This is a genomic window from Acinetobacter sp. 1125_18A (assembly GCF_052824985.1).
The window spans coordinates 45,134-59,050 of sequence record NZ_VTDG01000004.1 but is presented as its reverse complement, the minus strand read 5'-3'; the positions used below and the strand labels follow the sequence as shown (position 1 = coordinate 59,050).

Here is a 13,917-nt window from a genome sequence, read left to right as displayed (position 1 = left end):
ATAACCTGCTGGCTTATCCAAACACGCAACACGTGTTCAGTTTACGAAAGCATTGTACTCATTTGAACAGGGCTCATTTTTAAAGTTTTAGAAGGTAAACACCCATAGCGTTTTTTATACAGCGTAGAAAAATGCCCTAAACTTTGGAAACCGTGACGCAACACAATATCCGTCACTGTTTCATTGGTTTGAGCATGCTGTAAAGCCAGATGTACCCGTTCAAGTCGCTGATCACGGATATACTCGACTGGGGTTTGTTGTAAATACTGGCTAAAGCCTTTTTGCAATGTGCGGATCGACACCTCACAACACTGGCTTAAAGCCGCTAATGAAATCGGTTTTTCTAAATGATTCTGAATATATTTTTGTGCTTTTTTTAGATAGCCGGGCAAAATATGCTGTCTTTGCAAATTAAGCTGGTCACTATAGTTATTTGGGATCTTCAATAAAATCAGTTCAATTAAATACTGGGTAAAACTCGCTGAGATAAAGCTCCAATTTTGAATATGATAATAGGCATGGCACAAATAATTGAGGGTTTCAATAATCGAGTCTATGCCTTCCTCGGTACAGGACAGGCTCATATCAAAGACAACTGGTTCATGACTGGTATGCCCCAACATTTTAAACAATTGGGTTTCTACATCATGTTGAGCAAGTTTTAAAATAATATTCCGGCAATGCTGATTGGTCTGGATTTGCTGTTGAGTATGTGGATGCGTAATTGACATAATCCCGACTGACTGTAGCACCTGTTGGTCTTCTATACCGACTTTACATTGACCTTCCAGTGTCAATCGAAATAAATAAAAATCAGAAACCTCATCAATGGTAATCATCACAGGTGCGCTATATTTAAGATCGTACAAGGCACAATTTCCAAAGCGAAAACCATTTAAACGGGTATTTAACGGTTCACGCACTTCCACCTCAAAACGATGAGGGCTTAAATAATAACTGACCTGATCTTTAATGGTTTGATAATCATCCGATTTAAACAACAGCAGCTCATTTAGATAATCCAATTTGAAAAACTGTTCCATTCTTTCACTCCCTGATTATGGATTGACCAAACAAGTCACAAAGCCCATTACAAAGAATGGGCGCTGTGACTGATTGAGAACACCATTGGATTAAGAGGCATGTTCCTGCTGCATACTGGCGCTAAATGCCTTACAGCCCTTTTTCAATAAGATAAATGCCAACACACATGAAATCGTACCCACGATAGACAAAGACATCCCCACCATCAGTGGATTTTCAAAGATTTCATCTGTAATCAATGCCACCAACGTGGTACCGATCCCAACCGCAACCAAATTACTGATCAGCAAAAATACAGCTGAGATTTGTGCACGCAACTGATTCGGTGCCAGCATTTGCATTGCTGTGGTTGAAATTGGCATTGGGAAAGAGGCAAAAAACATGGCAGGGACCAGAAATACCACAGAAAGCCACAGCTCATTGACTTGGGTAAAGACCATAATTGGTAAAATTAATCCTACGATTCCGATCACACCGGTAATCATTGGCGCGTCCTTACGTCCTTTTTGAATAAACCAGTCATTGAGCCAGCCTGCACAGAATACGCCAAGAATATTTGCCACCAATAACACCGTGCCTAGCATATAGCCTGCTTCTGTCGGTGTAAGGCCAAACTTACGCATGTAAAATGCTGGTGACCAACTAATCAAGCAATACAGCGCCATTGCATAGAAAGTAAAACCTAAATAATGGCAAGTAAAAGTACGACTATGTTTTTTGATAAACTTAAACGCATCTTTCATATTGGTCTTTTCAACTTGACCTTGTGCATTTAAACGCTGACCTTTGCGTTGCGGTTCTCTCACCGTAAGTAACACCAGTAAGCCAATAAACACTCCAGGTAAGCCTACGATAATAAATGCTGCCTGCCATGCTCTTAATGCACCAAATAAAGGAACCTGAATGGTGTCCATATTTTTAAGCAAGCCAATCACATAACCGCCGACCAGAAAAGCAATCCCTCCACCGACAAATGAACCAATTGAATATACTGCAACAGCACGGCCTAATTTGTCCTTGCTAAACATATCACTAAACATTGAATACGCGGCAGGAGATAAAGCAGCTTCGCCCACCCCAACACCCATACGGCTTAAAAACAGTTGAATAAAGTTTTTACTTAAGCCACAGAATGCAGTTGCAATGCTCCAAAACACCACCCCGACTGCAATAATTTTTGGTCGAGAAAATCGATCTGCCAAATAGGCCAGTGGCAACCCCATAAAGGCGTAAAACAACGAAAAGGCGAGACCATGTAATAGACTAAATTGGGTATCTGACAAACCTAGATCAGCCTTAATTGGTTCAATCATCAGTGCCAGTATTTGCCGATCTATAAATGAAAAGATATAAGCCAACATGCACAGCGAAACAACATACCATGCATATGTATTTGAATGAGAGCCTGTTGACTCTGGTGAATGAGTATCCATTTTTCTTCCTTGTCCATGCATTTTTATGATTGGTATCTTTAAGAAGACGTCGCGTATTCGAGGAAATATCCATTTCCTATCCACCTTCATAAAGAAAAGCTTAGTCTACTATAGTTATTTTTACATGGAATTTTCCATGTTATTTTAAGTATATAGTTATACCTTTTGCGTCACAATGCTCAACTCGAACAAATTCATTTTATTTAAAATAATAGATATCAATAAGATGCTATGTTTTTTAAATTGGAAATTATTTTTGGGAGCGATCTTGAAACATACGTTAAAAATTTAATTTTAAAATAATATTGAATTTTACATTTATTTTTACATAATATAAAAAATACACCTCTCATAGGAAATGGATATGCCACTGTCAAAACAAGATGCAATTGAAAGTATACATAGCATGCACGTACTGATTGAACGTATTTTTAACGGGAAACATACAGAACAAGATCTTCCCCTACTTATTGAATATTTTTCCGATCATTTTGAGATGGTCGGTGCAGCTGGAAAGCGTTTTTCCTTGGCCGATGTCAAAGGGCTGTTTAGCAATAATCAGGGCAAGATGCCAGATCTAAAGATCGAAATTTATGATGAACAAATTTTGATGCAAAGTGAACAAAGCATTGTTCTCACCTATACTGAAAAACACACCAAGGAATCAGGAATTCTAGTTCGACGTTCTTGTGCGCTGATTGAAGAAATTCAAGGAAAAATGCAGTGGAGTTACTTACAGGAAACCTTTTTACCTTAAATAGCGGTCAGTCTTAATAACTTCATTTTTCAATGCAACGCTTTAAGTTCAATAAGATATCAATTTAGAATATAAATGATTGAATTGCGACTTAAAGCTTAGCCTCCCCCCGTTTTGGCAAACACTTTGTCCATTTTCATCCCCATCATTAAAATTTTACTTAAAAAACCAAATTACGGCGAAGTCCAATTCAAAAATATGAGGGTCTGTTGACATTTCATAAATGGCTTGCGTTGTAGGCAAAAATTGAGCAGACAAGGCATGAAATGAAGAGAATAGCGAGACTATTTTCGAGTTTCATAACGAAGGCTGAGATAATTTTAGCCACAACCCCTTCGGGACTAGCGTGTTTTTTGCCGCTACGTCGTTACGAACTACTCATTTAGAATGACTAAATTTCGTATTTCGTGCCTAGTATCGCCTAAAAAACACACATAGTCGCAAACATAGACGAATTGTTAACAGACCCTATTTATTTCAAAAGTATGCATCTTGTTATGTATAAAACAGATTCAACAATCCTATCGCAATCTCCTCCACAAAAATGTATCCAAGCATTTAATCTGCATAAAGTGGATAAACACATGGAAAATCTGGATAGAGCCTTTCTTTAAATCGCGGTTCAATCAAACAAAGGACTGATTGGATAGAGGAAGAGCCCATGACTGCACGTAACCTCGCCGAATGGCAAAATTTTGTACACAGCTGTATCGATTTTCGACCAAATGATGGTGTTTATCGAATTGCTCGCGATATGTTTACCGAACCAGAACTATTTGATCTCGAAATGGAACTCATTTTTGAAAAGGTCTGGATTTACGCTTGCCATGAAAGTGAAATTGCCAATAACAATGATTTCATTACAGTACAGATTGGCCGACAACCGATCATTATCAGCCGTGATGGTAAAGGCGAACTACATGCCATGGTCAATGCCTGTGAGCATCGTGGTGCAACCTTGACCCGTGTGGCCAAAGGCAATCAGTCTGTATTCACCTGCCCGTTTCATGCTTGGTGTTATAAGTCGGATGGGCGTTTGGTTAAGGTCAAAGCGCCAAATGAATATTGTGAAGATTTTGATAAATCTAGCCGTGGTTTAAAACAAGGCCGTATTGCCAGCTATCGTGGATTTGTTTTTGTCAGTCTGGATACTCAGGCTACAGATTCACTGGAAGACTTTTTAGGTGATACTAAAGTGTTTCTTGACTTGATGGTTGATCAATCACCAACGGGTGAGCTTGAAGTATTACAAGGTAAATCTGCTTATACTTTTGCAGGCAACTGGAAACTACAAAATGAAAATGGTCTGGATGGCTATCACGTTAGTACCGTGCATTATAACTATGTTTCCACCGTTCAACATCGCCAGCAAGTTAACGCAGCCAATGGCAGTGAACTTGACACACTTGATTATAGTAAATTAGGTGCGGGTGATGCCGAAACGGATGATGGTTGGTTTAGCTTTAAAAATGGACATAGTGTTCTGTTTAGTGATATGCCAAATCCAGCGGTACGTCCTGGTTATGATGTGGTGATGCCTTATCTGCTGGAAAGGTTTGGGGAAAAGCGTGCTAAATGGGCCATGCACCGTTTACGTAACCTCAACCTTTATCCAAGCCTGTTCTTTATGGATCAGATCAGTTCACAACTGCGTATTGTCCGGCCTGTGGCATGGAATAAAACCGAAGTCATCAGCCAATGTATTGGTGTCAAAGGTGAATCAGCGGAGGCACGTCGTAACCGTATTCGTCAGTTTGAAGACTTTTTCAATGTATCAGGATTGGGTACACCAGATGATCTGGTGGAATTCCGCGAACAACAAAAAGGCTTTCAGGGCCGTTTAGAACGCTGGAGTGATATCTCACGCGGTTATCATCAATGGAATTATGGCCCATCACAAAATTCACAAGATCTTGGTATTGAACCCGTGATCACAGGGCGTGAATTTACTCATGAAGGGCTATATGTCAACCAGCATGGTCACTGGCAACGCCTGCTCCTCAATGGACTCAATAAAAAAGCACTTAAGATGCAAGAAGTTACTTTTTTAAATCAATCTGTTACGGATGAGGTGTAACCATGTCTCTAGAACTTCATTTTGCAGTGTCTCAATTCCTTTATAAAAAGGCGGAACTGTGTGATCGCTATGATTGGGATGCTTACCTCGAACTCTATGATGAAGATAGTGAATATCATATCCCGCAATGGATTGATGACCATCACTACGTTCAAGATCCCAATCAAGGCTTGTCCTATATTTATTACCCCGATCGTTCAGGACTTGAAGATCGTGTGTTCCGTATCCGTACTGGAAAAGCAGCTTCTGCAACGCCTTTACCGCGCACTCAACATAATATTCACAATGTACAAGTAAAGACTCAAGAAGATGGTTTGGTTGAGGCAAAGGTAAGTTGGCGCACGCTTTATAATCGTCAGGGCCTTGAAGGATGCTTTTATGGTCATGCCACTTATTTGCTCCGTCCAACTGAAGATAGCTTCCGTATTCGTCGTCAACATAGCGTATTGCTTAATGACAAGATAGATTCGGTTCTCGATTTCTATCACGTCTAAGGAGAAATACAATGAGTCATTCTGTTGCACTCAACTTTGCCGATGGTAGAACATTTTTTATCGCGGTACAGGAAGACGAATTGCTGTTAGATGCAGCGGTTCGTCAAGGAATCCACCTTCCGCTTGACTGCCGTGAAGGTGTTTGTGGAACCTGTCAGGGAAAATGTGAAACGGGTATTTATGAACAAGAATATGTCGATGAGGATGCATTAAGCGAACGTGATTTGGCTGAACGTAAAATGCTGGCTTGCCAGACACGGGTTAAGTCTAATGCCGCTTTTTATTTCGATCATAGTTCCGAAATCTGTAATGCGGGTGAGGCTTTAAAAATCACCACGGTGGTTACTGCTGTTGAATTGGTTTCAGAAACCACCGCGATCTTGCATCTGGATGCCAGTAGTTTTGACAAGGAACTGAATTTTTTACCAGGTCAATATGCACGTTTACAAATTCCAGAGACTGACGATTGGCGTTCTTATTCATTTGCCAATCGTCCCAATGCCAACAATCAACTTCAGTTTTTAATTCGTCTGCTGCCAGATGGTGTAATGAGTAATTATCTCAGAGAACGTTGTCAGATTGGACAAAGCCTGATGATGGAAGCGCCTTTAGGTAGTTTTTATCTACGTGAAGCTGAACGCCCTCTGATCTTTATTGCAGGTGGTACAGGTTTATCGGCTTTTTTAGGTATGCTCGATAATATTGCCGATCAACCAAATCAACCCTCAGTGCAACTCTATTATGGTGTCAATACAGAAGCCGATCTATGTGAACAAAAGCGTTTGATCGCCTATGCAGAAAAGATCAAAGACTTTAGTTATCATCCGATCATTTCAAGCGCCTCAGAACTATGGCAAGGAAAATCAGGCTATATCCATCAACATCTGGATAAACAACAACTTCAACAACAGCGCTTTGATATGTACTTATGTGGCCCGCCACCGATGATCGAAGCCGTTAAATCTTGGCTAGATGAGCAATCTATCGAAGATTGTTCGATTTACAGTGAGAAATTCTTACAGAGCAATACGGTAAGAACTTAGTTTTAACAACAAAATGCGTGTCATATCTTAAGATATGACACCAACTCACAGCAGGGTTAAGCTCAAGATGATTCAAATCTTAATTGGGCAACAAAACTTATTAAATAGCGAAATCATAGAATGATTTATTGATGGAATTTGGATATTTTTTCTACGTCGTCTGAATATTTCAGTTTTGTGATATCCTGATATTTAAAATAATATGAGAGATTTTAATATAATTATATTATTCAATATGTTATACCATTAAAAACAACTAAAAATAAATTGATCATTTTAGTCAGATTTGCTATACATAGAGATAGATCTTAAGGAATAGGATCATATAAAGAGTACAAAGCATGATCAACGCTATCCTTTATTTTTTTAAAAATACCATAACGTTTTTATTGATTTGATCACGCCAAACTAGACTAAAAATATGTTGTATCGAGGTATTTTACTTGGTCTATTTTTTGCTTAACTCTTTATATCACTGCCAGCCACTTAAAGTTTTAAGTATTGTTTAGTGCATTTTAATCAGGTCATCATGTGACATAAAGATTAGCTGTAATAAACAAGCCAGCCAAAAGGAATATTTATGAGTCAGGTCGATCCTACTATGGAATTCAATGGACGTCATTTACAACAATGCCCCATTTTTTCATCGCAAAACTTAGTCTTTCAGCATCAAGACTTGGGCGAAACCTGCAAAAGTGTTGGGCAAATCTTCAAACCGCATCTATTAAAAATCGTACAACAACAAAACGATTTTCACTCATCCATGCACCATCTTAAAGCAGGACGATTATCCATCAGTCGTCTTGAATACAGTGCCGATGTCTATATTGAACCTGACCATTTAGAAAAATTTTATCTGATTCAAATCCCAACACAGGGATATGCAGAAATTGAAATGAATCAACAAAAATTTATTTCTTATCCGCAAGTTGCCTCTCTAATTTCACCCGAACAATCGCTAAAAATGCGCTGGCATGCCAACTCCCCACAGCTGATTCTCAAAATTGATAAAGATGACCTTTTACAGCACTGCCGCCAGCATCTTCCAGACGCACAGCAGCACCCTCCTATTTTTGAACCCAAGCTTGATCTTTCTACCCAAGGTGGTGCTTATTTTTTCCAATTGATGCGTACATTGATGGATGCGCTTGCTTGTGAACAGCATCCTTTGCATCACCCAATGGCATTTAAGCAGTTTGAATCCAGTCTATTTAATGCCCTGATTTACGGCCAAGCCAACAGCTTATTGCATCAAATCGATCAGTACAGAGAAAAAGCCATTTCACCTTATTTTGTCAAACGTACCGAAGCCTATATGCGTGAAAATCTACACGCAAATTTAACCATTGAACAATTGGCTGAACAGGCAGGCGTAAGCGTACGTACATTATTTGCAGGATTTAAAAGCTTTTTAAACACTACTCCAATGTCATATTTAAAAGAGTTGCGTTTTGAACAAGCGCATATGGAACTCCTACAAAATGAGCATGTCTCAGTCACAGATGTCGCGTTTAAATGGGGCTTTAGTCATCTTGGACGTTTTTCTCAGGAATATAAACGTCGTTATGGTGAATTACCCTCTTGTACACGCCGTAGCACCCTTGAACAGCAAGATCTTAGGTTTAAGCCATATTCTTAAACAACCGATAAGATTTAGTTAGAGATTTTATTCATTATAAATAATTAAAAAACCTATTTAGACGTATTTAAATAGGTCAAGTATATCTGTCAGTATGTTGCCATAGCGTTTCAAATCAGAAGTGATGAATATAGCGTAATTGCAAACGAGTTCCTTCAGGACGATTTTTTGCATCCTGTTCAAAATAGGCATTTGTCACGATATGATCATGTTTAGAAAAGCTATACATCGCCCCCGGTCCAATCGCCCACACTTGTTCACGTGTGCCTGTTAATTTTTCACCCTCTACTTCCGTGTCAGTAATTTGCTTGAGCCAGTAACCATTGATCCCTAAGCGTAATTGTGGTGTAAGCGCATAGTCGGTTGCAAAATTGGCATGGATCGCTTGCCCTGCCTGAATATCATCTGCAAGACCGAAGCTATAATTTGGATCATCATTTTTAAAATTGTACAAATAGTGCAGACGTGTAGAAACCGTCCACTTTGGATTAAACCAATAAGTTGCTGCCCAGTATGGATCAAATGAGACGGCATTATTGCCCGGATTAATATTTTTATTCTGATCATATTTCCCTGTCGGTAAATTGACCTGAAATTCAAAACGTTGTACGAATTTGGGCCCATCTTTGCTCATGACTGGGTCAAACTGGATAAATGGCCCAATCATCAGATCACCAAAACCCCCTTGGGCTTTAATCGCGGCATTATTTAAACCATCATCCATATCCATTTTACTGACAAATGGAATCAGCACATTCAATCCTAACGATGCGTGTTCACCTACACGCAAATCGGACAGATAACTAACTTGTTCAACAATGACTTGATAATTTAAGTCGGTCTTGGGTAAAGCTAACCGATGAGCTTGATTGTCTTTTAACTTGTTCGAATCATAATTTTGCAGATACGTTTGAGAATACCACCCCGGCCCAGCAGGCAGTCCACCATCCAGAAAACTGGTCATGCCCAGATTCACTGTCGGCAAGTCATATGCCTGTGCTGCAACCGCTGTTAAGACCACTGTTCCAGCAAGAAAACCTCTTTTGATCACATTATTTTTCATTTTCGATCCCCGAAAAAAATCACGATCAAAATTGATCGTGATTGTTGCTGTTAAATACTCAGTTCTGGATGCGCTGCAGCAATACGATACTTGCCCGCATGAAACACCAAAGGCTCACCAATACGATGTTGATAATGTTCAATCTGACCAATAAAAATCAGATGATCCCCCCCTTCATATTGATTTACGTTTTTACATACCAATGTTGCCAATACATCTTCTAGTAACGGTAAACCGCGCTCACACTCACGATGTGCAATGTTGGCAAACTTATCCTCTGAACCACGGGCAAAATGCCCTGAAAGTGAGTGATGTTCTTGTGCCAGCATATGAATCGCAAAATATTCGGTCTCAGTAAAATCCAATAAGCTTGGTGCAGTCTTTGACAAACTCCATAAAATCAGCGGCGGATCGAGTGATAGTGAAGAAAACGAGTTGGCTGTCATCCCAATTTTTCTTCCATCTCGTCCACGGGTTGTAATCACCGTAACCCCTGTAGCAAACTGCCCTAACAGGTTGCGAATTTCTCTTGGATTTTCCGTATCAATTGGTTTTAAATCCAGTTCCTGCGATGTGTTGATATTCATACCATTCACCTTTGACTTTGCTTCCCTATTAAGCCACTTTTTGACAGCTTTTCGATTCGATAAAACGTTGCGCCTGTTCTGGATCAAACCACCATGGAGCAAAATTACGTGGATTATCAAAATTATTGGCAATACTCGAAGCAATGGCATGGTTCTGCTCAGCCGCCGCCAAAAGCTCAATCATGTGCGGTTGTGGTGGCAACAATAAACTGTTGGTCCAAGCCACGACTTTTTCGGCATATGCCCAATAACGTTCAAATGTCTGTTGCATCCATTCATCTGTAAATGTTTGATTGTCATGCGCTAAAATGGCATCGAAATAAATTTTGCTACACTTGGCGGCATTGTTTGAACCTTGCCCCGTGATTGGGTCGTTCACCACTAATGCATCGGCCATACCAAAAACTTTACGACCAGATGGCAGGGTTAATATCGGTTTACGCACTCCCGGTGGAAAACGTCCAGACAGATAGCCACCAGCGTCGGTTAATTCAATATTTTCACAACGTGCTGCTTCCCAAGGCACATATTTGTTTAAAATATCTTTACTCATTTGCAAATGCTGTTCTGGTGTTTTCGCATCTTGCCAGCAATCCATCGGCCCACCGGGAATGCCTTCAAACACCATAATTTCACAAGCACCTGTAACTGTAAGCGCAGGAAAACAGAAATATTCACCCACTTCTGGAATTACGTTAAAAGTCACACGAGAATACGGCGACATTTGCTTCATACCTGTTACATAGGTCAAAGCAAGCGCGCGTTGTGGCTTATCAAAACAACTACGCGCTTCATCACGCTCGAACTGTTTAACCACTTCCCCCTTACCTGCGGCCAGTAAGACCAGCTCATATTCAGCAGTGAGCTGTTCCAGTTCATCTATTCCAACATCTTGAATAATCAACTGACCACCACGACGCTCAAACATTTCCATCCAGTACGGCATCTTGACGCGCTGATCTACCGATTGTGCATAACGCTCCAATCGCGCACTCCATGCAAAGGCAGGCTGTTTTGTTTCTGGGTTGACCAGTGTAAATCCAATCCCTTCAACCGCTGGACATTGCTCTTCCCAAAAATTAAGTCCAACATCACGCTCTGTTTGCAAGGCCGTGTGAAACATACACTGACTCGACATGACCTTGCCCTGACGAATTTCATCACCAGTACGGTTGGTGACAATCGTCACCTCATAACCTGTGTCTAATAATCCTAAACCGAGCTGCAATCCAGATTGACCCGCTCCTACTATAGCTATACGACGCATCATGGTTCTCCCATATTTTTTAATTCATTGAGTGTTTTAAATGTTTGATTTGCTATCACGCTTCATCGGCTAAACGTGGAATAGCTGGTTGATTCCCTTCAGGCCCCATGACGGAGTAACCACCATCGACGGCATAATCTGCGCCTGTCACAAAACTTGCGGCTGGCGAGAGTAAAAACAGCACCACATTGGCTACCTCTTCGGGATGACCTAGACGTCCCAGCAAGTGATAGTCAGCTGCTACGGCATCAGCTTTGCTTCGGTTATTGCCACTGACGTCGGCAATCACCCGTGACCATGTCCAACCAGGTGATACCGAATTAACTCGTACCCCATCTGCTGCAAAATCCATCGCCATAGACTGGGTGAGTTGTCGCATCGCTGCTTTTGAAACGGGATAAAGCCAGCGTCCTGTTTGTGCAAATTTGGCGGAGATCGAGGTGAAATTGACAATCGCACCATGCTTGGTTTTTAAATCCTCATAAAACGCACGGGTCAGTTCGACGGCTGAAAGCAGATTAATATTCAATGCTTGTAACCAGTCTTCACGTGAGGATTTAAAGCCATCATCCAGATAGGTACAGGCCAGATTGACCAAATAATCAACTTTGCCAAAGCTGTCGTGAATTGTTTTCACTGCGTTTACAATCGCCACATCACTGCTTAAATCAGTTTGAATAAATTGCGCCTGCCCGTGCATGGCATCCGCCACTTGCTGTCCTTGTTGGTCAATATCCAGAATAATGACTTTTGCACCTGCATCGACCAATGCTTGAACTACGGCCTGACCAATCAGGGTTGCGCCGCCACTGACCACAGCGATTTTCTGATTCAATTGAATATCCATATTCCACTCCTGATAGTTAAAACGATTTGCCTTCGCTGCTTGACCAAGACGGCATGAGGGTATTGGATGGCAAATCTTCATCCAGTAGTTTTTGAGCAGTTTCTACACCAGCAACGGGTAGCCCTTTAGGATTGAGTAATCCAATTTGAACCAGAACGGATGCCTGATCCCAGTAGATATGTTCATGGCAGAGTTTTGGGCCACGGAACTGAATCACACCCAGCATAGGAATCTCAACATACTTCCCTGTTGGCGCGACTCCCGGCAGTAACCAGTCAATTTCACTGTCATGGGTAAAACTCATAATGAATTCATCCACCACCTGTGTTGAACCGACAGTGCGTGAGATCGACGTGATCTTCATATCTTTTGGATTTTGATGAACGAAGTGATATTGATAGAAGCGGGCAAGTTGGCTATATCCCACACCACCTGTCAATGTTGGAATATGATTGACATAGGGTTGCGCCACCATGGTTGCCATAGTGGCAGGTACATCGCGTGTATCAAATTCATAACGGATATGCGCTTCCCAAAGTGCAACCAAATCATAAACTGGTCCGATACTTTGATGCAGTGCGGTAATACTGCGTTCATGAGCAAAACGTGCGGAGGGTTTGTGATAATGTTCGCTGTTTGGTCGGGCAAAGGCATGATCTACACCCTCATAGACATAAGCCTGAACATTGCTATATTGGGCGGCAGCATCCAGAATCTTTTGGCGTGCCTCTGGCGGTGTAAACTTGTCTAATTCAGCAATATGTAAAACTACTCGCCCTTTGGCATTTTCAAGTTCATCGAGTGTCTTCTCGATTCCTACCCCGTAATAACCCACAGCACAGGCCACTTCAGGAATACGACAACCTGCCAGATACGCCAGTTTTCCACCCAGACAATATCCCACGACACCTAAGCCTGCACTGGCATCGCAACTCTCTAAAGTTTTGAGAAAATTCAAGCTATCTTGAATATCTTCGACACCTTGATCTTCATCATAGTGTTGATAAAGCTCGAAGGCTTTTTGAAAATCTTGCTCGGTATAACCCAGTTCAATGCGGGGTGCAGTACGCCAGAATAAATCTGGAACCAATACGGTATAGCCTTCCTCAGCCAAAAAATCAGCCTTGATACGCATTGCTGCATTCACACCAAAAATTTCCTGACACAGTACAATTCCAGGCCCTTTTCCGCCTTCTGCAATTGCCAAATACCCAGCAAATGACTTCCCTGTTTGGGTTTTTACTTCAATATATTGACCTGACATTTCATCCACTCCAGACCTAACCGTTAGCGTTATCATGTCTGTGAAAGGTATTTAACGTCTGTCCAAAATCTGCGAGGATTATCCAATCAGTGCGGAATACTGTGAAAGATGAAAATTCAATGCATAAAATTTATTTTAGAAATCATTAGATCTTTTTCATAAATCAAAAAATGAGCATATTGAGCGAATCGTTTTGATATTGAAATTGCCTTTGGGCTGAGGCGAGGATGAGAGGGCTTTAATGTTGAATTATGGTTTTAATAAGGACTTATGATAGAAGCTGATTGCCACTTTTTATAAATGTCTTGTCATCTACTATTCTGAACAACATTATCTTAAACAAGATTTTGCTCACCACATCAATAAGCCATAGTTAAATAAGTAAATCTGCAATTTTGCAAA

12 protein-coding genes are annotated in these 13,917 nt (G+C 40.8%); 5 read left to right on the top strand and 7 right to left on the bottom strand.

Annotated features, from left to right (window positions below; all coding sequences use genetic code 11):
- Positions 1-41: 41 nt before the first annotated feature.
- Together FY049_RS08445 and FY049_RS08440 are read right to left on the bottom strand one after the other, a co-directional pair.
- A complete protein-coding gene (locus FY049_RS08445; RefSeq protein ID WP_224965217.1) occupies positions 42-1,043 on the bottom strand; it encodes an AraC family transcriptional regulator in 1,002 nt (333 codons plus the stop codon).
- 90 nt (positions 1,044-1,133) lie between these two features.
- On the bottom strand, positions 1,134-2,477 hold the full coding sequence (locus tag FY049_RS08440) for a spinster family MFS transporter (RefSeq protein ID WP_224965216.1): 1,344 nt from the start codon (positions 2,475-2,477) through the stop codon (positions 1,134-1,136).
- Between the two features lie 364 nt (positions 2,478-2,841).
- Here FY049_RS08440 and FY049_RS08435 point away from each other — a divergent pair, with 364 nt between their 5' ends.
- The 5 genes from FY049_RS08435 to FY049_RS08415 all read left to right on the top strand — a co-directional run bounded on the left by FY049_RS08435 (position 2,842) and on the right by FY049_RS08415 (position 8,487).
- A complete protein-coding gene (locus tag FY049_RS08435) occupies positions 2,842-3,234 on the top strand; it encodes a hypothetical protein (protein ID WP_034614166.1) in 393 nt (130 codons plus the stop codon).
- A 661-nt stretch (positions 3,235-3,895) separates the two neighbouring features.
- The gene (antA, locus tag FY049_RS08430) at positions 3,896-5,311 is read left to right on the top strand and encodes an anthranilate 1,2-dioxygenase large subunit (RefSeq protein ID WP_056515395.1); all 1,416 of its coding nucleotides are present in this window, start codon (positions 3,896-3,898) and stop codon (positions 5,309-5,311) included.
- A gap of 2 nt (positions 5,312-5,313) precedes the next feature.
- Positions 5,314-5,805, top strand: a complete 492-nt coding sequence (antB, locus tag FY049_RS08425; protein ID WP_056515392.1) for an anthranilate 1,2-dioxygenase small subunit — start codon at positions 5,314-5,316, stop codon at positions 5,803-5,805.
- An 11-nt stretch (positions 5,806-5,816) separates the two neighbouring features.
- A complete protein-coding gene (gene antC, locus FY049_RS08420; RefSeq protein WP_004721619.1) occupies positions 5,817-6,848 on the top strand; it encodes an anthranilate 1,2-dioxygenase electron transfer component AntC in 1,032 nt (343 codons plus the stop codon).
- Positions 6,849-7,428: 580 nt separating this feature from the next.
- A complete protein-coding gene (locus FY049_RS08415; RefSeq protein ID WP_004721620.1) occupies positions 7,429-8,487 on the top strand; it encodes an AraC family transcriptional regulator in 1,059 nt (352 codons plus the stop codon).
- A 115-nt stretch (positions 8,488-8,602) separates the two neighbouring features.
- On the opposite strand, the gene FY049_RS08410 is transcribed toward FY049_RS08415, so the two are convergent.
- From FY049_RS08410 to FY049_RS08390, 5 genes are read right to left on the bottom strand one after another with little or no spacing between them, the layout of a single operon-like run.
- Positions 8,603-9,550, bottom strand: coding sequence for a SphA family protein (locus FY049_RS08410; protein WP_446083512.1), 948 nt, complete (start codon positions 9,548-9,550; stop codon positions 8,603-8,605).
- A 50-nt stretch (positions 9,551-9,600) separates the two neighbouring features.
- Positions 9,601-10,137 (bottom strand): flavin reductase family protein, encoded by a 537-nt coding sequence (locus FY049_RS08405; RefSeq protein ID WP_410549112.1) that lies wholly within the window; start codon positions 10,135-10,137, stop codon positions 9,601-9,603.
- Positions 10,138-10,165: 28 nt separating this feature from the next.
- Positions 10,166-11,404, bottom strand: coding sequence for a styrene monooxygenase/indole monooxygenase family protein (locus FY049_RS08400; RefSeq protein ID WP_056515442.1), 1,239 nt, complete (start codon positions 11,402-11,404; stop codon positions 10,166-10,168).
- A 55-nt stretch (positions 11,405-11,459) separates the two neighbouring features.
- A complete protein-coding gene (locus FY049_RS08395) occupies positions 11,460-12,251 on the bottom strand; it encodes an SDR family oxidoreductase (RefSeq protein WP_105714284.1) in 792 nt (263 codons plus the stop codon).
- 16 nt (positions 12,252-12,267) lie between these two features.
- Complete coding sequence (locus FY049_RS08390) at positions 12,268-13,515, bottom strand: dienelactone hydrolase family protein (protein WP_004820381.1); 1,248 nt, start codon at positions 13,513-13,515, stop codon at positions 12,268-12,270.
- Positions 13,516-13,917: the final 402 nt, after the last annotated feature.